A 20,161-nucleotide genomic window follows, 5' to 3' on the forward strand; every position below is an offset into this window, starting at 1 on the left:
ACGATGGTGCGCGCACGCGACAGCGTGTTGATGCCGTCCTGCACCGTGCCCACGCTTTCGAACAGGCTGGTGGTTTCCCACATGATCCAGTGCGACATGCCCTGCAGGCGCAGCGCCATCGCGGTGGCTGCCGCCACGGCGCCGGCGCCAACCGAACCCTCGGACCACAGCCACAGCGAGGTGCCAGCCATGCCGATGATCAGCCCCATGCTGAGCGTGTGGTTGACGATCTCGAACAGGCTGATCAGACGCATCTGGCGGTGTCCGGTCTTCATGAAGTCCCGCATCGCGGCGCGCGCAAAACCGGCTTCGCGCTGGGTGTGCGAGAACAGCTTGACAGTGGCTATGTTGGTATAGGCGTCGGTAATGCGGCCGGTCATCAGCGAACGCGCATCGGCCTGCTGCTCGCCGATGCGGCCCAGGCGCGGAACAAAGTAAGCGAGCGACAGCATGTAGAGCACCAGCCAGAGCAGAAAGGGCAGCACCAACTTGGTGTCAAAGGATCCCGCCAGCAGCGTCATGGCCACCACATAGGCGCCCATGGTCACCAGCACGTCAGCCATTACGAACAGCATGTCGCGCACGGCCAGCGCCGTCTGCATGACTTTGGTGGTCAGCCGGCCGGCGAACTCGTCCTGGTAGAAGGACAGGCTCTGGCCCAGCATCAGGCGGTGAAAGTTCCAGCGCAGGCGCATCGGGAAGTTGATGGCCAGGGTCTGGTGCTTGACGATGGTCTGCAGCGCCAAGACCAGCACGCTGGCCACCACGACCACAACCAGCAGCGCCAGCGTGGGGCCGCGCTCATTCCAGAAGTTTGCCGCAGGCGTCACCGACAGCCAGTCGACGATGCGGCCCAACATGGCGAACAGCAGCGCGTTGAAGATCGCCATGCTGGCCGACAGGCCGGCCAACAGCAGGATGTAGCCGCGTGCGCCCTCGGAAGCGGCCCAGACGAAGGCGACGAAACCTTTGGGTGGCAGCACCGGCTCCGCGTCAGGGTAGGCGTGCAGCAGCTTTTCGAAGCGTTTGAGCAAACCCATTTTCAGGAAAAGACTTCCAGCAGCCGGTCCAGCCCGCCTTCATTGATGGCGACCATGGCCTGCGCGCGCACAGCCGGTTTGGCATGGTAAGCCACCGACAGACCAGCCACACCCATCATCGGCAGGTCGTTGGCGCCGTCGCCCATGGCAATCGCCTCGTCGGGTGTGATGCCCAGCATGGCGCAGGTTTCCAGCAGCATTTTTTTCTTCTCCTCGCCGTCGCAGATATCGCCCCAAGGCTGGTCGACCATGCGGCCGGTCAGCAACCCGGTATCGACCTCCAACACATTCGAGCGCGTGTAGTCGATGCCCAGCTCGCGCTGGATGCGGTCGGTGAAGAAGGTAAAGCCGCCGCTGACCAGCAACACCTTCATGCCCGCCTCCTTGCAGGCGTGCACCAGTTCGGCAGCACCGGGGTTGAGCTTGAGGCGCTCGTGGTAAACCTCTTCCATGCTGTCCACACTCACGCCCTTGAGCAGGGCCACGCGCCGCCGCAGGCTGTCCTTGTAGTCGGTGATCTCGCCGCGCATGGCGGCTTCGGTGATGGCGGCGACTTCGGCCTTGCGGCCGGCAGCGTCGGCGATTTCATCAACACACTCGATGTTGATCAGGGTCGAGTCCATGTCGAAGGCAATCAGCTTGAACTGGCTGAGCTTCAGATCAGGGGCGGAGATATTGACGACGAGGCCGGGAGTGATGTCTGAGGAGGTCATGCGGAGGCGGTTTCCGTGGTGGGTTGTCCGAGCGAGCGCAAGACATCGCGCACCATCTGCGCTCTGTCCTTGGGCTCCTTGAGTTCGCGCTCTATGCGCAGCTTGTCGTTGCCGGCCAGCTTGATGTGTTTGTTCTTCTGAATCAACTGCATGATCGCCATCGGGTCGATGGGCGGGTCCTTTTTGAAGGTGATGTTGATCAGGGTGGGTGCGGCATCGACCTTGACGACGCCGTAAGGCTTGGCGATCACCCGCAAGCGGTGCACATCGATCAGCGTCTGCGCTTGCGCGGGCAGCTTGCCGAACCGGTCGACGATTTCTTCGAGCAGGGCATCGATCTGGTCGATGTTCTTCGCCGTGGCGAGTTTCTTGTAGAAGGACAGGCGCAAATGCACGTCGCCGCAGTAGTCGCTGGGCAGCAGGGCCGGTGCATGCAGGTTGATCTCGGTGCTCACATTCAGCGGCGCCAGCAAATCTGGTTCGCGCCCGGCCTTCAGCGAAGCCACGGCTTCATTGAGCATCTCGTTGTAGAGCTGAAAACCGATCTCCATCATGTTGCCGCTCTGGTTCTCGCCCAGCACCTCGCCGGTGCCCCGAATCTCCAGGTCATGCATGGCGAGATAAAAGCCGGAGCCGAGTTCTTCCATCTGCTGGATGGCTTCGAGCCGCTGGCTGGCCTGTTTGGTCAGGCCCTCGATGTCGGGCACCATCAGGTAGGCATAGGCTTGGTGGTGGCTGCGGCCGACGCGGCCGCGCAACTGGTGCAACTGCGCCAGGCCGAACTTGTCGGCGCGGCTCATGACGATGGTGTTGGCCGTCGGCACGTCGATGCCAGTCTCGATGATGGTGGAGCACAGCAGCAGGTTGTAGCGCTGCGCGATGAAGTCCTTCATGACTTTTTCAAGCTCGCGCTCGGGCATCTGCCCGTGCGCCACCGCGATGCGGGCCTCAGGCAGCAGGGCTTCGAGTTTTTCGCGTCGGTTCTGGATGGTCTCGACCTCGTTGTGCAAAAAGTAAATCTGGCCGCCACGTTTCAATTCGCGCAGCACCGCCTCGCGGATCACGCCGTTGCTTTCGCTGCGCACAAAGGTCTTGATCGCCAGACGCCGCTGCGGCGCGGTGGCGATCACGCTCAGGTCGCGCAGGCCTTCGAGCGCCATGCCCAGGGTGCGCGGGATTGGTGTGGCGGTCAGTGTCAGCACATCCACCTCGGCACGCATGGCCTTCATGGCCTCCTTGTGGCGGACACCGAAGCGGTGTTCCTCGTCGATGATGAGCAGGCCCAGGCGCTGGAACTTCACGTCCTGACTCAGCAGCTTGTGGGTGCCGACCACGATGTCGATGCTGCCGTCGGCGATGCCTTTGATCGCAGCTGTGATTTCCTTGGCCGAACGAAAGCGGCTCATCTCGGCCACTTTTACCGGCCACTTTCCAAACCGGTCCACCAGGGTCTGGTAGTGCTGCTCGGCGAGCAGGGTGGTGGGCGCCAGCAGCGCCACCTGCTTGCCGCCTGTGATGGCGATGAAGGCCGCGCGCAAGGCGACTTCGGTCTTGCCGAAGCCCACGTCGCCGCAGACCAGGCGATCCATGGGGCGCGGACTGATCATGTCCTGGATCACCGCATGGATGGCGGCGCGCTGGTCGGCGGTTTCATCGAAGCCGAAGTCGTTGGCAAACACCTCGTAATCGTCGGGTGAATAGCGGAAGGCATGGCCTTCGCGGGCCGCGCGGCGCGCGTAGATATTGAGCAGCTCGGCGGCCGAGTCGCGCACCTGTTCCGCGGCCTTGCGTTTGGCTTTCTCCCACTGGCCGCTGCCCAGGCGGTGCAGCGGTGCCTCGTCGGCGCTGACGCCGGTGTAGCGGCTGATCTGCTGCAGCTGGCTGACCGGCACGTAGAGCGTGGCTTCGTCGGCGTATTGCAGGTGCAGGAACTCGGTCGTGCCCTGGCCTAGGTCCATGTTGACCAGGCCCTTGTAGCGGCCTATGCCGTGGGCGCTGTGCACTACCGGGTCGCCGACATTAAGTTCGGACAAGTCCTTGATCAGCGCCTCGACATCGCTGACGCGCTCCTGATTTTTATTGCGGCGGCGCGTCACCGCGCCGGCAGCGAACAGCTCGGTTTCGGTGACAAAGTCGATGTCGCCGGCCAGCCAGCTGAAGCCGGTGTTGAGGGCCGCCGTGGCGATGCCGAGTTTTTCTGCGCTGGTCTGGAAGTCTTCCAGCGAATCGAAGGCGGGCGGGCTCAGGCTGCTGGCGCGCAGGAAGTCCAGCAGGCTTTCGCGCCGGCCATCGCTTTCGGCCAGCACCAACACGCGCTGCGGCGTGTTACGGATATGGGCCTTGAACTTGGCCAGCGGGTCTTCGGCACCGCGCACCACCGACATCTCGCCGAGCTTTTGGTAATGCGCGCTATCGGCCACGTCCTCGATGGCGGGGCGAATGGCCAGTTGCGGGTAGTCGTTGGCTCGCGCATAAAACTGTTCGGTGCTCAGGAACAGCGATTCAGGCGGCAACGCCGGGCGGTCCGGCGCATCACGCACCAGCCGGTAGCGGTCTTTGGTGTCCTGCCAGAAGCGTTGGAAGGCCGGCTCCAGGTCGCCGTGCAGCACCACCATAGCGTCGCTGCCGAGGTAGTCAAACACCGTGGCGGTCTCTTCAAAAAACAGTGGCAGGTAGTACTCGATGCCGGCGGTGGCGACGCCGTTGCCGATGTCCTTGTAAATCCGGCTTTTGGTCGGATCGCCGTCCAGCAGTTCGCGCCAGCGGCTCCTGAAGCGCGCCCGGGCGTCGTCGTCCATCGGAAATTCACGGCCCGGCAACAAGCGGACCTCGGGCACCGGGTAGAGGCTGCGCTGGCTGTCCGGATCAAAAGTGCGTATCGAGTCGATCTCGTCGTCGAACAGGTCCACGCGGTAGGGCACGGGTGACCCCATGGGGAACAGGTCGATCAGCCCGCCCCGCACCGCGTATTCACCCGGGCTGATAACTTGCGTGACGTGGCTGTAGCCGGCCAGGGTCAGCTGGCTCTTGAGTTTGGCCTCGTCGAGTTTTTGTTTGACCTTGAAATGAAAGGTGTAGCCCGCCAGAAAGGCCGGCGGAGCCAGGCGGTACAGCGCCGTCGTGGCCGGGACGATCACGACATCCACACCGCTGTCCTTGTTGCGCTGGCCGCCTGAGGCATGCAGGCGCCACAGCGTGGCCAGCCGCTCGCTGATCAGGTCCTGGTGCGGCGAAAAGGTATCGTAGGGCAGGGTTTCCCAGTCGGGGAAGAGCGCGCAACGCAGCTCCGGCGCAAAAAAAGCCATTTCGTCGATCAGGCGCTGGGCTGCGGTCGCGTCCGAGGTGACGATGGCGGTCAACCGGCCAGCAGCTTTTTCTTTCAGCCCCAGCTGTGCCAGCAACAGGGTGTCGGCCGAGCCGGTGGGCTGGGGCAGCGTGTAGCGTTTGCCGGGAAGCAGTTTGGGTAAATCCATGAGGCAGTCGCAAAAAGTATCGGAAATCGACGGGACAAAAGGGAAACACCCCAAACCGGCTGGAATGGGGTGTCACGCACTTTGAGACCCTGATTTTAGAATCTATGATCAGCCCATGACGCTTGCCGCTCCGAAATCCCTGATTCCGCGTTTTTTTGCGCTGATCCCCTGTGCGGGGCAGGGCACACGGGCCGTCGGGGACAGCGCGAAGCATGCGGCGCTGCCGAAACAATACCAGCCGATTGCCGGCACCCCCATGGTGCTGCACACCCTGAAGGCGTTTGCCGGGGTGCCGCGCATCGCATCCTGTCTGGTGGTGGTGGCTCCCGGGGATTCATTTCTGGACGGGCGGGCGCCAGACGGTGTGGATGTGGCGGCCTGTGGCGGCGCCAGCCGCGCCGCCAGTGTGCTGAATGGACTCGAACAACTTGCCGCCGGCGGCGGCGAAGCCGACGACTGGGTGCTGGTGCACGATGCCGCGCGCTGCCTGATCGCTGCCGCCCTCATCGATCAGCTGATCGACGCCTGTCACAGCGACCCGGTGGGCGGCCTGCTGGCGCAGCCGGTGCCCGACACGCTCAAGCAGGGACAGGACGACAGGGTGGTGGCGACGCTCCCGCGCGAGGACAAATGGCAGGCGCAAACGCCGCAGATGTTCCGCCTGGGCGCACTGACGCAGGCGCTGAAGATGGCGGTGACGCTGGGCGAAGCCGTCACCGACGAGGCCAGCGCGATGGAAGCGGTGGGGCTGGCACCGAAACTGGTGCGCGGCAGTGCGCATAACTTCAAGGTGACCTGGCCGGAAGACTTTGTGCTGGCTGAAGCGCTGATCAAAAGCCGCACACCCGTCAAACCGAGGGTGCGCAAGGCTGCGGCACCGAAAGCCGTGCAGAAAGTTGTATCTGATGACGCCAGCCACGAACCCATCTGACTCTTTACCAGCCGGGGCCGCGGATCCGGCTTTGCCGGTCCGCAGGCGCAGCGCCCCCTCGGGGGACAGCGAACCACACGAAGTGGGGAGCGTGGGGGCCCCTTTCCGGATCGGCGAGGGCTGGGACACCCATGCGCTGGTGCCGGGACGCAAACTGATCATCGGTGGCGTGACCGTGCCCCATGGCACCGGCCTGCTCGGCCACTCGGATGCGGACCTGCTGACCCATGCCGTCATCGATGCGCTGCTGGGCGCCGCGGGGCTGGGCGATATTGGCAGCCATTTCCCCGACACTGATGCGCGTTTCAAGGGCGCCGATTCGATCGCCTTGCTGCGCGAGACCGGCCGGCTGCTGGCCGAGTGCGGCCTACGCATCGGCAACATCGACAGCACGGTGATCGCCCAGGCGCCCAAACTGGCCCCGCATATCCCGGCGATGCGCCAGCGCCTGGCCGATGCGCTGGGCCTTGACGTGTCGCGAGTCAATGTAAAAGCCAAAACCGCCGAAAAACTCGGCCCGGTGGGCCAAGGCCTGAGCATGGAAGCCCGCGCTGTGGCGCTATTGTTTTAATAGCTGCCTGCGCTTTGTGGACGGGGGCTGTAACCCGATTTGATGCTCAGTCGCGCGGCATGCGCCAATTTTCCGTACCAGCAGGGGCCGCGGGTTCGGCTCTGCCGGCCCGCAGGCGCAGCGCCCCCTCGGGGGGCAGAGAGCTACACGCAGTGAGCGAACGTGGGGGCCGTCCAGTGCTGGCCGTGGGTCCGGCTTTGCCAGACCGCAGGCGCAGCGGCCCCCTCGGGGGGCAGAGAGCGACACGCAGTGCGCGAACGTGGGGGCCCTATTCAGCCTCTCCTTAATTTGATGTGCGCCGCCAGCCCGCCCGATGCGGTGTTGGCCAGCGCAAACACGCCACCCATGCGGTGCAGGGTTTTCTCAACAATCGCCAGGCCCAGACCGGCGCCCGTGGCAGCGGTGCGCGCCGCGTCGCCGCGATAAAAGGGCTTGGTCAGGTTGTTCAGCGCATGAGGGGCCACGCCGGTGCCGTGGTCGCGCACCTTGATCAGCACCCACTGGTCGCGCTCCTTGGCTGCGATGTCGACGATGGCCACGCCGGTTTCCGGTGTCTTGCCATAACGCCTGGCGTTTTCCAGCAGGTTGGCGATCACCCGTGACAACTCCACCTCGTCGGCCAGCACCATGATCTGCCCGGAGAGGGTGACATTGACGCGCATGTCGGCGTAGTCGGCCACTGCATACACCGCCGAGTTGATGATGGCGTTGAGCGACACAGGCCCCAGTTGCGGCGGGTCAGGCCGGGCGTAGTCCAGGAACTTGTCGATGATGGCATCGAGCTGGGAGATGTCAGCCGCCATGTGGGCGCGCGCCTCGGCATCGGCCACGCTCATCTCGGTTTCCAGGCGCAGGCGCGCCAGCGGTGTGCGCAGATCGTGGGATATGCCGGCCAGCATGATGACCCGGTCTTCTTCGATTTTGGAGAGCTGTTCGGCCATGCGGTTGAAGCCGATGTTGACCTCCCGGATTTCGCTGGTGGCCACCTGCTCGTCAAGCAGGCTGGCGTCGAAATCCCCATCGCGCATGCGGCTGGCCGCAAACGACAGCTGCTTGAGTGGGCGGTTGATCAGGCGCGCGATCAGGGCCGCACCGACCAGTGACAGGATAGCCGCGGTGATCAGCCAGACCAGCCACGTCCCGCCCTGCATCGGCCCCAGGCGTGAGGGATCGGTCAGCAGCCAGTAGGCGTCACCGTCGATGGTGAAACCGACCCAGAGTCCGGCGACCCCGTTGACCGACTTGGCCACCACCGTGCCTTTGCCCATGCGGGCGGTCAGTTCGGCACCGATACGTTCGCCGAAAGGGTCGTTGACGAATTGTTCGTACTTGTCGCGTGGTTCGCGTGGCGAGATGCGCACGCCTTCCTCTTCAGCCAGCGTCTTGATCAGGAACACCCGGGTGATGGAGTCCGAATATTTGAGGGCTGCGCGGCTCAGGTTGACCAGGGACGCCAGTTGCTGGGCACTCTGCATCGCGCGGGGTTCGAACTCGAGCGCTCGAAAGGTCTGCAGCCATGCCACGATGCAACCGATCAGCAGCAGCGCCAGGAAGAAGAAGGTACGCCAGAACAGGCTGAACCCGAGGCGCGGGCGCATCTCCAGTGGTGCCGGGGCAGTTTCCAGAGCAGCGGGGCTGGTGCCTTGCATGGGTGGGGTAAATTTTGACGCTGGTTAGGGGCCCGGCATTACGGCCGGCTGCGAGCGTGAACTGGAATTAATTCGTGCCGTCCGGCACAAACACATAACCAATGCCCCAGACGGTCTGGATATAACGCGGCACGGCGGCATCGGTCTCGATCAGCTTGCGCAGGCGCGAGACCTGCACGTCCAGGCTGCGGTCGAAGGGTTCAAACTCGCGGCCGCGTGCCAGCTGGGCCAGTTTTTCGCGTGACAGCGGCTGGCGTGGGTGCCGCACCAGGGTCTTGAGCATGGCGAATTCGCCAGTGGTCAGCGGCAATTCCTCACCGTTTTTTTGCAGCGTGCGCAGGCCCATGTCAAAAGTGAAAGGGCCGAAGTTGACGACCTCCTGCTCGCTTGAGGGCGCGCCCGGTACTTCGGCCGCCGGCCGCCGGCGCAGCACCGCGTGGATGCGGGCCAGCAGTTCGCGCGGGTTGAATGGTTTGGCCAGGTAGTCGTCGGCGCCAACCTCCAGCCCGACGATGCGGTCCACGTCTTCACCTTTGGCGGTCAGCATGATGATGGGCGTGCGGTCGTTGGCGGCACGCAGGCGTCGGCAGATCGACAGGCCGTCTTCGCCGGGCATCATCAGGTCCAGCACGATGAGGTCCACGGCGTCGCGCATCATGATACGGTTCAGGGCCTTGCTGTCTTCTGCCAGGATAACTTCAAAACCTTCCTGAGTCAGATAACGGCGCAGCAGGTCGCGAATGCGGGCATCGTCGTCAAGAATCAGGATCTTGTCGGCGCGGGGGGTGTTGCTAGCTTGGGTCATGGTGGCATCGTAATTTGTAACAGAGCCATTTTGTCGGCTAAAAACGTCGAATCGCCAAATTCGGGTCACTTTGACACACTGTTACAGAACTTTCGCCTGCAATCATGCTGGAGATCAGGCAGATAAGGGCAGCAGGCAATGATTGCGCTGCAGAATGACTGCAGATGGAGCCCGTTGCTGACAAGCATGGGGGCTTACGCAAGTTATTGTCCCGCTTTCGCTTCGGACTCTTGCCGGCTTCTGACTCATGCCGAGGACGACCGTACAACCTTTGAAAGTGCACATTGAAAAATACCAGAACAATCATGGCCGCCTGTCTTTTGGGATTTGGCAGCGCCGGCCTATGGGCTCAGGCCATCCAGCTGCCACTGCAGAACGTGGCCCAAATCTCTGCCAACGGCTCGGTCGAGGTGCAGCAGGACCTGCTGTCCATCATGATGAGCACCACGCGCGACGGTGCCGATGCCGCTGCCGTCCAGAGCCAGCTCAAGGCGGCGCTTGATGCCGCACTGGTGGAAGCCAAAAAAACCGCGCAGTCCGGCCTCATGGATGTGCGCACCGGCAATTTCAGTCTTTACCCGCGCTACAGCAAGGACGGCAAGATCAACGGCTGGCAGGGTCGGACCGAGCTGGTGCTTGAGGGCAAGGATTTCCCGCGCATCACAGCGGCCGCCGGGAGGATCCAGACGATGACGCTGGGCAATGTCGGCTTTGCGCTCAGCCGCGAGCAGCGCGCACAAGTCGAAGGCCAGGCCCAAGCCCAGGCCATCGAAAGTTTCAAGGCCAGAGCCACCGAAGTCGCGCGCAGTTTTGGCTTCAACAGCTACACCTTGCGTGAGGTGTCCATCAACGCCAATGACCAAGGCCCGATTCGTCCCCGCATGATGGCGATGGAAGCCAAATCCGCCGACTCATCGCCTATCCCGGTCGAGGCTGGCAAAAGCACGGTCATGGTCAACGTCTCCGGTTCGGTACAGATGAAATAAGCCCGGGAGACGTGCGCCGCCGGAGTGAAGGGCTGTTGGCTGACAGACCCGGCGCCTGGCGGCGCTTACCCTTGAGAAATGTCCGTGATCCCCGCTTCTGCCGAAAACGCCGCACTCCGCGGCCCTTTTTTTGTCGTTCTCAATGCAGGCTCCGGCCATCACAACAGCGATGAGCAGCAGGCACTGATAGCGCGCGTCTTTGAAGAAGGCGGGCGCGCCTTTGAATTTTTGCTGGTCGACAATCCTGCGCGCATCAGCGAGGTGGCACGCCGCGCCGTCGGGTTGGCGCAGTCACGTGAGGGTGTGGTGGTTGCCGCAGGCGGCGACGGCACCATCAACGCGGTGGCTGCCTTGGTGCTAGCCAGCGGCTGCCCCTTTGGCGTGTTGCCTCAGGGAACCTTCAATTATTTCGGCCGGGTGCACGGAATCCCGCAGGACACGGCCGCGGCGGTGCGGGCGCTTCTGAGCGCCAACCTGCAGGCGGTGCAGGCCGGCCAGGTCAATGGCCGGCTGTTCCTGGTCAACGCCAGCTTGGGGCTGTACCCACAATTGCTTGAAGACCGCGAGGCCTGGAAGCACCAGTTCGGGCGCAGCCGGCTCGTGGCTTTTCTCGCCGGCCTCGCCACCGTGCTGCAAAACCGCAAACAATTGCACCTGCAGATCGAATCAGCCGGCCAGGCCGTGGCCCTGCGAACGCCCACGCTGTTTGTCGGCAATAACCGCCTGCAGCTTGCGCGGGTCGGCATCGCCGAGCAGCAAGCCGATGCGGTGGAGCAGGGCCAACTCGCCGCCATCGTGGTACGGCCCCTAGGCACCTTGGCCCTTTTCGGCCTGCTGATGCGTGGTCTGCTGGGTCAGCTCGGCGAGGATGACAATATTGACAGTTTCTCCTTCCGCCGGCTGACGGTGACGCCGCGCGGCGTCAAACGCATCAAGGTGGCGACCGACGGAGAGACCGCCTGGATGCGAACGCCCCTGGTGTTTGAAGTTGCGCCCCGGCCGTTGCTGCTGCTGGTGCCCGCGCCGGCGGACCGGGCGGAAGTGCAATGAGCGTCGTGCTGCAGATTTCCGATCCGCATTTCGGCACCGTACAGCCGGATGTGGCCGAGGCCCTGGTGCAACTCGCTCATTCCGAACGGCCCGATCTGCTGGTGCTGTCGGGAGACATCACGCAACGCGCCAAGCCGCAACAGTTCCGCGATGCGCGGGCGTTTTGCGACCGGCTGGCGATCCCGGCGATGCTGTCGCTGCCCGGCAACCACGACATTCCGCTGTACGACCTCTGGCAGCGTGTTTTCAACCCTTACAAGGACTACCTGCGTGCCTTCGGCCCGCAGATTGAGGCCACCCTGCAGACCGCCGCAGTTTGCGTGATCGGTGTCAAAACCACACGGCGTTGGCGGCATAAAAACGGCGAAGTTTCGGCTGCGCAAATCGAACGCGTGGTGGCTGAGCTGCGGGAAGCCGCGCCAGCCCAGTTGCGTGTGGTGGTGGTGCACCAGCCGGTGATGGTGCTGCGCGCTGAAGACGAACACGACCGCCTGCGAGGCTGGGAGCCGGCGGTGCGCGCCTGGGCTGCGGCCGGCGCCGACATCGTGATGGGCGGGCACATCCATCTGCCGTATGTCTGCGACATGTCGTCCCGGGTGGCGGGTCTGGCGCGGCGCATCTGGTGTGTGCAGGCCGGCACGGCGCTATCGACGCGGGTGCGCCGCGAGGCGCCCAACTCGGTCAACCTGTTGCGGCATGAACCTGGCCAGGCCTTGTGCTGGGTGGAGCGCTGGGACCACGCGGCGACCAGTGGGCGTTTTGAACTCGTGCATTCGAGCGAGTTACTGCTCGACCGCGACCCGGCCGGCTGATCCAGTCGGGTTCAGGCCGCCGACAGTGCCTTCTTGCGCACCTGCCTTGCCACGATGATGGCGCGCAGGTGGTCGTAACTCCAGTTGAAGGCAAAGGTGTAGGGCAGGAAAAACAGCACGATGCCTATGTCCAGCACAAATGCTTCCCACAGCCCGATACCCAGCCACCAGGCAGCCAGCGGCACCACGGCCAGAATCAGGCCAACCTCGAACAGTACCGAATGCACTGCGCGCGCGCCCAGGGTGCGCCTGAAGCCCATGCGGCGCTGGGCGCGGTCGAACACGGCGTTAAACACCATGTTCCAGACCATCGCGATCAGTGAAATCATCAAGGTCAGCAGCCCCATGTGGACCAGCGAATAACCGAGCAGCCAGGCACCCAGCGGCGCGCAGATGGCAATCGCCAGCACCTCAAAGCCGAGGGCGTGAAAAAAGCGTTCCTTGACGGACTTCTGAAGGCCCATGAGGCTCATGGCTGACTTTGCTGTGCGGGAAGTGAAGATGCTTGTATCTTTATCGCTATTTTCAATAGATAAAAGTTGATAGCCATCTACAAATCAGATAGATTTCCTCCATGCGCCACTCTCCCGAAGCCCTGACCGCCTTTGCCGAAGCTGCCACTTTGGGCTCGTTCTCAGCCGCCGCCAGAAAGCTGGGCAAAAGCCAGTCCACTGTGAGCACGGCGATTGCCAATCTCGAGATTGACCTGGGCCTCTCCCTGTTCGACCGCAGCAGCCGCAAGCCCGCGCTGACCGAACATGGCCGGGTGGTGCTGGGCAAGGTGCAGGAGATCCTGGCCGCCAGCGACCGGCTGGACCTGTCGGCCAGCCAGCTTGGCGGCGGTCTGGAAGCCAGGCTCAGCGTGGTCTGGTCTGACACCTACCAGTCGGATCATTTTGAAGACATGCTCAAGGCCTTCGAACAACACTTTCCCGACCTGGAGTTCGAGTGCCTGATCGCTGAACACGGCGACCTGGTGTCGCTGGTTCAAACCGGCCGTGCCCACATCGGCGTGGTTGGCGCGCAGGGCGTGTACCCGCCCGACATTGGGTCGGCGACGATTGCCGAGCAGTCCGAGATCACGCTGTTCGTCGCCACCAGTCACCCCTTGGCCGGCCAGCGCGATATCACCCCCCAGATGCTGGCGCAGCACCGCGAGCTGCGGCTGGACACCTACTTGGGCCGGGCCGACCAGATCATGCCGGCTGCGCGCCGATCCTGGTCGGCGCCCAGCTATCTGATGCTGATGGAAATGGCGGTGCTGGGCTTCGGCTGGGCCGCCATTCCGCGCTGGATGGTCACGCGGTTTGCGGCCGGCAAACTCTGCGAGCTGGATGCGCGCGGCTGGCCGCAAAGGGTGCCCGTGGACGCGGTCTGGTCGCGTCAGCGGCCGCTGGGCCGCGCCGGCACCTGGCTGCTGCACGAGATGCTGGCCGCGCCGGTTTTATAAGATTTACCTTGCAAAGAGACCCCGCAAAGGGGGTCAAAACCGGCTTGTCAGTTCGGTTCAGGGGGTTGCTGGCTGCCGACCGCCGCGAGGTGCGGGCTGGCGGGATACGACGGGGTAGCAGGCGGGCTGCTCGCACGCCTGCGTCGGTCACTTCATGTCATTCGGTCTGGCAGCGGGTGGCGCTGGCAGCGGCGTCACACCTTTGCCCTGCATCACCGTCAGACTGGTGACGTAACTGGCACGGTCGTACTTGTCTGCGCCGCGTGTACCTGCGCTGGCGGCGTGTTTGACTTCGAGGACATAGGTGCCTTTCCAGGGCAGCTTCACCGTCAGCTTGCCCTGCTCGTTGGCGCGGTGCTGCTGGCTCCAGCCCGCGGCGGTGATCGCCTCCACCTTGGCGTTGGGCAGGGGCTGGCCTTTGTAAAAAACCTGAAACTCCACGCCGTCTTTGCCGTCTTTACCGCTGCTGCCGGTGGGCACCAGGTCCAGCGTGAGTTGGGGCTCTTGCCTGGCAAAGGCTGTCACCAGTCGGGCGGCGGGGTGGTACAGCACGCGCACGGTGGCTTCGCCTTCCTTGCGCTCGCTGATCGGGTAGGCCGGGTCTTCGGCCACGATGGAATCGCCCCTGGACGCATGAGCACCCATGACAAAACCGCCTGGCGTTTTCTGGATGTCCAGCGACTCGGCCCCTTTGCTGGAGATCTTGAGGGCCACCGGCTTGACGAAACCGTCCAGGCGCCCGGGTGAGACCTCGCGCAGATTGTCGCCAAACTCGCCGAAGAAGAGGGTGGCGTTTTTGCTTTTCTGGCCTGCTTCGGGCTGCTCAATCCAGACGTGGTGCGCCTGTGCGCTGCCCAGCATGAACAGCCCGGTGATGAATGCGAGGCGACGGAAAGCGGGGAGGATGAAGTGGTTCATGGCGATGAGTTTGTGGTGGTCGATAAAACGATCCGACGCCTCGGGGCATCGAATGTTGCTATTAATTCAGGAGCTGCTTACGCCCGGCGGGAAAGGGCTGGATGGCTTTTTTGCCTTTAACTGTCGTGGACAGGCTCAAAACTTCACCCGCAGCGCCACCTGCAATTCGCGCGGCGGACCGGGCAGGATCAGGTTGTCGTGGCTGCCGTGGCTGGAGACGATGTAGGCCTTGTCAGTGAGGTTCTTCAGGTTCACGCCCCACTCATAAGGGCCCACTTTGTAGCTGCCAGCCAGGTCCGCTGTCAGGTAAGAGGGAAGGGTGACGCTGTTGGTCAGCGAGGTAAACCGTTCACCCACGTAGTTGAGGCCCCCGCCCAGACTGAAGCCGCCGCCCAGCCCCTTCATGGCCCACAGGAAGGCCGAGTGGCGCGGCGTCAGCGCGGGCACTTTGCCCAGCGACGAAACGGCGACCACCGGCAATTGCAAGGTGTTGACCCTTGCCACTGACGACACCATCTCGCCGTCCAGATAGGCATAGCCGGCGCTCACGTCCCATTGGCCAGGCAGGCGACCGCTGGCGGCCAACTCCAGCCCATTGGTTCGCTGGGTGCCCACGTTGATTTGGCGGGTCGGGTTGGCCGGGTCCACGTTTTTGATATTGGTGCGCTCGAGGTTGAACAAGGCAGCCGTCACATTGAGCGCACCGTCAAGGAAATCGAGCTTGGCGCCGACTTCGACGTTGCGCGTCATTTCGGGCTCGTTCGCTGCGTTGTTGGCAGCCAGCGCAAAAGTTTCAGCCGAAGGCTGGAAGGACCGGCTGTACGACAAGTAATAGGACTGTGCATCGGTCGGTTGCCACACCAGGCCAGCGCGCGGGCTGAAGCTCCGGTCGGTGCGCTGAAGGGCGGGGAGTTTGCGATCCCAGCGGGTGGCCTGTTTGAACTCGTCATAACGCACGCCGACCAGCGCTTTCCAGTTTTGCGCCAGCGTGATCTGGTCTTGCAGGTACAGGCCCAGGATGTCCTGTGTCGTGTGGTTGGGGATGGCGCTGTCGGCGGCAAAGTTGGCAGCGGCGAAAGCCGGTGGCATGACCCGGCCGGGGTTGAACAGCGACACCCGGTCTGGCACCCCCGACACGGACTCTGACCGGCGCTTCTGCTGGCCCAGCTCCATGCCAAACAGCCACTCTTGCTTGAAGCCGCCCAGGGTATTTTTGTAAGTGAAGTCGGTTTGGTTGAACCAGCCAGACTCATCACGCAAGACCAGGCTGCGGGTGCGACCGACCGTCAATGCCACGGGGTCGGTCGTGCCAGCGGGCAGGGTGTTGTAGCGGTCCAGCTCGTAGGTGTAGTGGCGGGTGGTGTTGCGAACACTGAACGCATCATTGAAGTGATGGTTGAAGATGGCGGTGTAGGAGTCCACCAGGCTGGTGCTGGTGTCGTCGCGCCTGGCGTTGCCCGAGCCGTAATAAGTGCTGGCGGGCACGGCCACCGGCCTGCCGTTCAGCGCGGGAATGCCAAAGTCGGTCACGCGCTGATCGCGTGCCTTGGTGTATTGCAGCAGTACATCGGTCTGGGCGCCGAGTTTGAGCGCCAGCGAAGGCGCAAAGCTGTAGCGGTCCACAAACTGCTGGTCGCGGTAGCTGCCCGAGTCTTCGCGCGCCGCGTTCAGGCGAAAGGCCGCCGCCTCGCCGAGAGACAGGTTCACATCGGCCTCTACCCGCTTTTGCTTGTGGCTTCCCAGGATCAGCGCTGTTTCGCCGGAGTTTTCCCCGAATTTGGGTTTCTTGGTCACGCGGTTGATCAAGCCACCCGACGAGCCACGGCCATACAACACGGCCGACGGACCTTTGAGAACTTCCACCCGCTCGATATTCGAGAGGTCGCGAAAGTACAGGGCATCGTCGCGCACGCCATCGACAAACTGGTCGGCAATCGCCGAGAAACCGCGGATGAACGCCTGGTCGCGTTGACCATCGCCGTGGCTGGCAGCGACGCCAGGCACGTTGCGCAACGCATCTTCCATCGAGCGCGCAGCCTGGTCGCGCAGCAACTGCGCCGGAACGACATTGACCGACTGCGGGATGTCGCGCAGCGGGGCGCTGCTTTTGGTCGCGGTGCTGCTGGTGCTGGGGGAATAGCCCTGGTCGGTGTTGGCGCGGATGGTGACGCCGGGCAGGGTTTGCGCCCCAAGCCCTTGCGCGGCGCACAGCGCAAGCGGCGTGAGCGCACAAGCTGCTACAAATCTGGTCGCTGTTTGCGCTTGCCTGGTAAAGGCCGCAGGCGATTTCGAGGCGAAAGTGAGAGAGGAAAAACGGGAAGACGCAGTCATGATGAAGCACAGACCAATCAAATTGCTGGCTGGCTTCACACGGCGCGTGTCGGCTGGCGGGTGCAGCTATTCTAATAATCAAATAAGAAGTATTCTCATTTGATTGCACTTTATCAACTATTTATTTTTTAGCCGAGTTCGCCCATCCGGCACTGCAAGTCGTTCTGAGTGCCCACCTTGCTGGCCAGCTCGATCTGGGTTCTCAAAAAGTCGTGATCTCAGGATGCTATCAAAATAATAGCTGCTGACGAAGAAGGGGCGCGGGCTGAGGTCATATTTGTCTTGTATGTTCGTTAGAAACCTGGGCGGCGCTGGTGGCGACGAGTGCGACCACAAGAAAGCTGATGCGGAAGAGGACGTGATGGGTTCCTTTGGTTTGAGTGAGAAACGTGAGGACTTCAGCGCTGGCCGGGCGTGTATGGCCGCCAGGCAAACCAGGCCATGGCAAGGACCGGCAGGCCCAGTGCCAGCCAGGACCAGGCATCGCCCCAGCCATCGGAGAACAGCGCGCTGAGCAGGCCGGTGGCGCTGAGCAGGCCGAAAGCGATGGGCCAGCCCCAAAGTTGCCCGAAAGCCGGCCTCATCGCGCAGCCTCCGGCAGCGCAACGCCGGCTTCCTGCGCGAGGTTTTGCGGCTGGCCGCGTTTGAACCACAGGTAAAGGCCGCTGCCAAGCACGATGATGGTGGCGATGTCGAGCAGGGCCCAGAGAATCTGCATCGGCAGGCCGCCGTAGTCGCCGAAGTGCAGCGGTTGCGACACCAGCAAGGCGGTCAGGTACCAGGGCAGGTCTGGCTTGGCCGTCACTGCGCCGCTGCGTGCATCGACCAGCACCGGCGTCAGCAGCCGTGAGGTCAGGGCCGTGTTGCCGCGCAGAAACACCGTGTTGTGGTGCGGGCTGGAAAACGCCGTGCCGGGAAAGGCGACGAAAGACAGCTTGCTGCCGGGCGCAGCGTCTAGGGCGCTGTCCAGCGCGGCTTGCAGTGAACCGCGTTCGGCCGGCGGCACCGGTGGCTGGCCCTGGTAGGGCGCCAGCAGGGTGCTGAGCTGGTCGTGCTGCCAGTACTTGATGATGAGGTCGGCCCAAGTGTTGATCATGCCGGTGGCACCCACGGTGAAGGCCCAGACCAGCGTCACGATGCCCAGAAGGTTGTGCAGGTCCAGCCACTTCAGGCGCGGCCGGCGCTCGCGCCGTACCGTGCCGAAATCAAGCTTGCGCATGAAGGGCGCGTACAGCACCACGCCCGAAACGATGGCCACCAGCATCAAGAGCCCCATGAAGCCGAGGAAGAGCTTGCCGGGCAGGCCAGCAAACAGGTCCACATGCAGCTTGAACATCACATACATGAAGCCTTCGTCGAACTTCGGTTGGGCCAGCACCGCGGCGGTTCGTGCATCGACGGCGACCGACTTGAAGTCATCGTCGGCGCGGGCGTCGGCGTCAGGGTGACAAACCACAGGCCGTCGTCGTCTTCCGGCTGCGAGACGAACTGCACGACGCGCTCGGGGTGCAGCGCGTGCGCCACGGCGATGACGCGGTCCAGACTGGCGCGCGGCGTGTTGGCGGGCATGGGCGGGGCTTCGACCTCGGTGCCCAGCAGATGCCCGATCTCGTGATGAAAAATCAGCGGCAAACCGGTGATGCACAGCAGCAGCATGAAGACGGTGCAAACCAGGCTGCTCCACTTGTGGACCCAGGTCCAGGCTTTGATTTTTCGGGAGTTCATCGTGGTTGGGGCCGAAGGAAGTTCTAGAAGCGATAGGTGGCACTTGCCACCACATTGCGCCGCGCGCCGTACCAGCAGTCGCCGCGCGCCAGGCAGGTACTGAAGTAGGTCTTGTCAGTCGCGTTGTTGATGTTCAGCGCATAGCGCCACTGCGCGGTGTCGTAGGCAAACACCAGGTCCAGCAGCGTGGAGGATGCGATCTCCGGGCCGACGCCGCCCTGCAGATCGCGGAAAGAGCTCATCCAGCGCACACCGGCACCGGCAGAGAAGCCGTTGACGCCCGCGATGGCAAAACGCTGCTTGGCCCAGACGCTGGCCTGGTGCGCGGGCACACCTTCGAGTTGCTTGTCGAGGTCGGTGTAGTTGTAATGCGCGATCACCTCGAGCCTGGGATTCACGGAGCCCCGCGCTTCCAGCTCAACTCCTTTGGTTCGCGTGGCCCTGATCTGGGTGAAGACGTTGACTTGCGGCGAGGCGATCTGGTTGTTCTCGCGCAGGTCGTAAACGGCGGCACTGAATGCCAGCGCGCGGCCTTCGGGCTCGTACTTCAGGCCCGCTTCCCACTGCTCGCCGCGCAGCGGCTTGAAGGTCTGGCCTGCGCGCGCAGCCTGCGGGGTGAAGGACTCGGCATAGCTCAGGTAGGGCGACCAGCCCGTAGGCAGCTTGTACATCACCCCGAGGCGTTTGGTGGTGGCTTTGCATTCTTCGTCGGGACTGCCTTGCGCGCCCGAAACGGCGCGGTCATGGCGCAGGCCCGCCAGGAAGATCCAGTTGTCCAGTTTGATCTGGTCCTGCAGGTAAAACCCAGCCTGGCGCTGCGTGGTGCCCGGCCTGGCTGCGCGCACCGGAATCAGCAGCTTGCCGTAGACCGGCGCATAGGCATCGATCGTGCTGAAGGTCGAGCCGACCCAGACGTTTTCGCGCTGGCGCTGGAAGTCTGCACCCATCAGCAGCGTGTGTTGGAAGGCCCCGGTGTTGAAATGGCCTTCGGCATGGGTATCCAGCGTCGAGATGCGGTTGCGCGTCAGGCCACTGTCGTTGTAGCGGCCAAGCCTGCGTTTGCCCAACGGGTCCGCCCCCCAGCCGCCGGTGACGGTGAAGAAGTCCCCGTAGTGGTAGCGGTTGTCGTTTTCGTTTTTGGCGGCCCGGAAGTTCTGCCGCACCGTCCAGGCGTCGTTGAATTTGTGCTCGAAGAGCCAGCCGAAGCTGCTGCGCTCGGAGTTGTAGTAATCGCCGGGCTCGCCAATGAAGCGGTCGGTCGGCAGGGTGCCGTTCGGGTTGGGCAGCAAAGTGCCCTCCCACGGGAAGAACTGCGAGCTTGAACCGCTCTTGTCCTGCTGCCACAGGCCCTGCAATGTCAGCGATGTCGCCGCGGTGGGGCGCCAGGTTAGCGAGGGGGCGATGAGGCTGCGGTTGTCCGGCACGTGGTCAACCTGGGTGTCGGACTTGCGCGTCAGTGCCACCAGGCGGTACAGCCACCGCCCGTCTTCGCTCAGCGGGCCGGTCAGGTCGGCCTGCAGCTGCCTGCGGCCGTAGCTGCCGAACTGCACACCGACCTCGCGCCGGGTTTCCTCCAGCGGCCGTTTGCTGACCATGTTGACCACACCTGCCGCCGTGCCCGCGCCGAACAGCATGCCGGATGGACCGCGCAGCACCTCCAGGCGCTCCAGCGTGTAGGGCTCGGTGCGCGTGGTGCTGGTGTAGTAG

16 protein-coding genes and 1 pseudogene are annotated in these 20,161 nt (G+C 63.5%); 6 read left to right on the plus strand and 11 right to left on the minus strand.

Annotated elements, in window-relative coordinates; translation table 11 throughout:
* The 3 genes from H0W47_RS10720 to mfd all read right to left on the minus strand — a co-directional run.
* Positions 1-1,040 (minus strand): ABC transporter transmembrane domain-containing protein (locus H0W47_RS10720; protein ID WP_296924115.1); only part of this gene is annotated, 1,040 nt, incomplete at its 3' end.
* Positions 1,041-1,042: 2 nt separating this feature from the next.
* Positions 1,043-1,753, minus strand: a complete 711-nt coding sequence (gene serB, locus H0W47_RS10725; RefSeq protein WP_296924117.1) for a phosphoserine phosphatase SerB — start codon at positions 1,751-1,753, stop codon at positions 1,043-1,045.
* Positions 1,750-5,226, minus strand: a complete 3,477-nt coding sequence (gene mfd, locus H0W47_RS10730; RefSeq protein ID WP_296924119.1) for a transcription-repair coupling factor — start codon at positions 5,224-5,226, stop codon at positions 1,750-1,752. Before mfd ends, serB begins: the two co-directional genes overlap by 4 nt.
* A 115-nt stretch (positions 5,227-5,341) precedes the next feature.
* Between mfd and ispD the strand changes: the two genes are divergently transcribed.
* Both ispD and ispF read left to right on the plus strand, forming a co-directional pair.
* On the plus strand, positions 5,342-6,157 hold the full coding sequence (gene ispD / locus H0W47_RS10735) for a 2-C-methyl-D-erythritol 4-phosphate cytidylyltransferase (RefSeq protein ID WP_296924121.1): 816 nt from the start codon (positions 5,342-5,344) through the stop codon (positions 6,155-6,157).
* Between the two features lie 91 nt (positions 6,158-6,248).
* On the plus strand, positions 6,249-6,728 hold the full coding sequence (ispF, locus tag H0W47_RS10740; RefSeq protein ID WP_296924123.1) for a 2-C-methyl-D-erythritol 2,4-cyclodiphosphate synthase: 480 nt from the start codon (positions 6,249-6,251) through the stop codon (positions 6,726-6,728).
* Positions 6,729-7,000: 272 nt separating this feature from the next.
* Here ispF and H0W47_RS10745 read toward each other — a convergent pair whose 3' ends face one another.
* Positions 7,001-8,377 (minus strand): sensor histidine kinase, encoded by a 1,377-nt coding sequence (locus H0W47_RS10745; RefSeq protein WP_296924125.1) that lies wholly within the window; start codon positions 8,375-8,377, stop codon positions 7,001-7,003.
* Between the two features lie 67 nt (positions 8,378-8,444).
* A complete protein-coding gene (gene ompR, locus H0W47_RS10750) occupies positions 8,445-9,182 on the minus strand; it encodes a two-component system response regulator OmpR (protein ID WP_296924128.1) in 738 nt (245 codons plus the stop codon).
* 305 nt (positions 9,183-9,487) lie between these two features.
* Here ompR and H0W47_RS10755 point away from each other — a divergent pair, with 305 nt between their 5' ends.
* From H0W47_RS10755 to H0W47_RS10765, 3 genes are all read left to right on the plus strand, one after another.
* The gene (locus H0W47_RS10755; protein ID WP_296924132.1) at positions 9,488-10,168 is read left to right on the plus strand and encodes an SIMPL domain-containing protein; all 681 of its coding nucleotides are present in this window, start codon (positions 9,488-9,490) and stop codon (positions 10,166-10,168) included.
* Positions 10,169-10,246: 78 nt separating this feature from the next.
* The gene (locus tag H0W47_RS10760) at positions 10,247-11,218 is read left to right on the plus strand and encodes a diacylglycerol kinase family protein (RefSeq protein ID WP_296924134.1); all 972 of its coding nucleotides are present in this window, start codon (positions 10,247-10,249) and stop codon (positions 11,216-11,218) included.
* Positions 11,215-12,030, plus strand: a complete 816-nt coding sequence (locus H0W47_RS10765; RefSeq protein ID WP_296924136.1) for a metallophosphoesterase — start codon at positions 11,215-11,217, stop codon at positions 12,028-12,030. The genes H0W47_RS10760 and H0W47_RS10765 overlap by 4 nt, the downstream gene beginning before the upstream one ends.
* 11 nt (positions 12,031-12,041) lie before the next feature.
* Here the strand turns inward: H0W47_RS10765 and H0W47_RS10770 are convergent, their stop codons facing one another.
* Positions 12,042-12,503, minus strand: coding sequence for a multidrug/biocide efflux PACE transporter (locus H0W47_RS10770; RefSeq protein ID WP_296924138.1), 462 nt, complete (start codon positions 12,501-12,503; stop codon positions 12,042-12,044).
* A gap of 101 nt (positions 12,504-12,604) precedes the next feature.
* On the opposite strand from H0W47_RS10770, the gene H0W47_RS10775 reads away from it, so the two are divergent.
* Positions 12,605-13,480: a LysR family transcriptional regulator gene (locus H0W47_RS10775; RefSeq protein ID WP_296924140.1), complete on the plus strand. Its 876-nt coding sequence runs from the start codon at positions 12,605-12,607 to the stop codon at positions 13,478-13,480.
* Positions 13,481-13,627: 147 nt separating this feature from the next.
* Here the strand turns inward: H0W47_RS10775 and H0W47_RS10780 are convergent, their stop codons facing one another.
* The 5 genes and pseudogenes from H0W47_RS10780 to H0W47_RS10805 form a co-directional block, all read right to left on the minus strand.
* Positions 13,628-14,398 carry a DUF4198 domain-containing protein gene (locus tag H0W47_RS10780; RefSeq protein WP_296924142.1) on the minus strand — a complete coding sequence of 257 codons (771 nt, stop codon included), beginning with the start codon at positions 14,396-14,398 and terminating at the stop codon, positions 13,628-13,630.
* A gap of 135 nt (positions 14,399-14,533) precedes the next feature.
* Positions 14,534-16,729 (minus strand): TonB-dependent siderophore receptor, encoded by a 2,196-nt coding sequence (locus tag H0W47_RS10785; protein ID WP_296924144.1) that lies wholly within the window; start codon positions 16,727-16,729, stop codon positions 14,534-14,536.
* A 398-nt stretch (positions 16,730-17,127) separates the two neighbouring features.
* Positions 17,128-17,313 (minus strand): hypothetical protein, encoded by a 186-nt coding sequence (locus tag H0W47_RS10790; protein WP_296924146.1) that lies wholly within the window; start codon positions 17,311-17,313, stop codon positions 17,128-17,130.
* Positions 17,310-18,454: pseudogene (locus H0W47_RS10795) on the minus strand (PepSY-associated TM helix domain-containing protein). Before H0W47_RS10795 ends, H0W47_RS10790 begins: the two are co-directional and overlap by 4 nt.
* A 23-nt stretch (positions 18,455-18,477) precedes the next feature.
* Positions 18,478-20,161 (minus strand): TonB-dependent siderophore receptor (locus H0W47_RS10805; RefSeq protein WP_296924148.1); only part of this gene is annotated, 1,684 nt, incomplete at its 5' end.

The sequence above is a fragment of the Polaromonas sp. genome, assembly GCF_013817205.1.
In the GTDB taxonomy this organism is placed as follows: Bacteria; Pseudomonadota; Gammaproteobacteria; order Burkholderiales; family Burkholderiaceae_C; genus Polaromonas.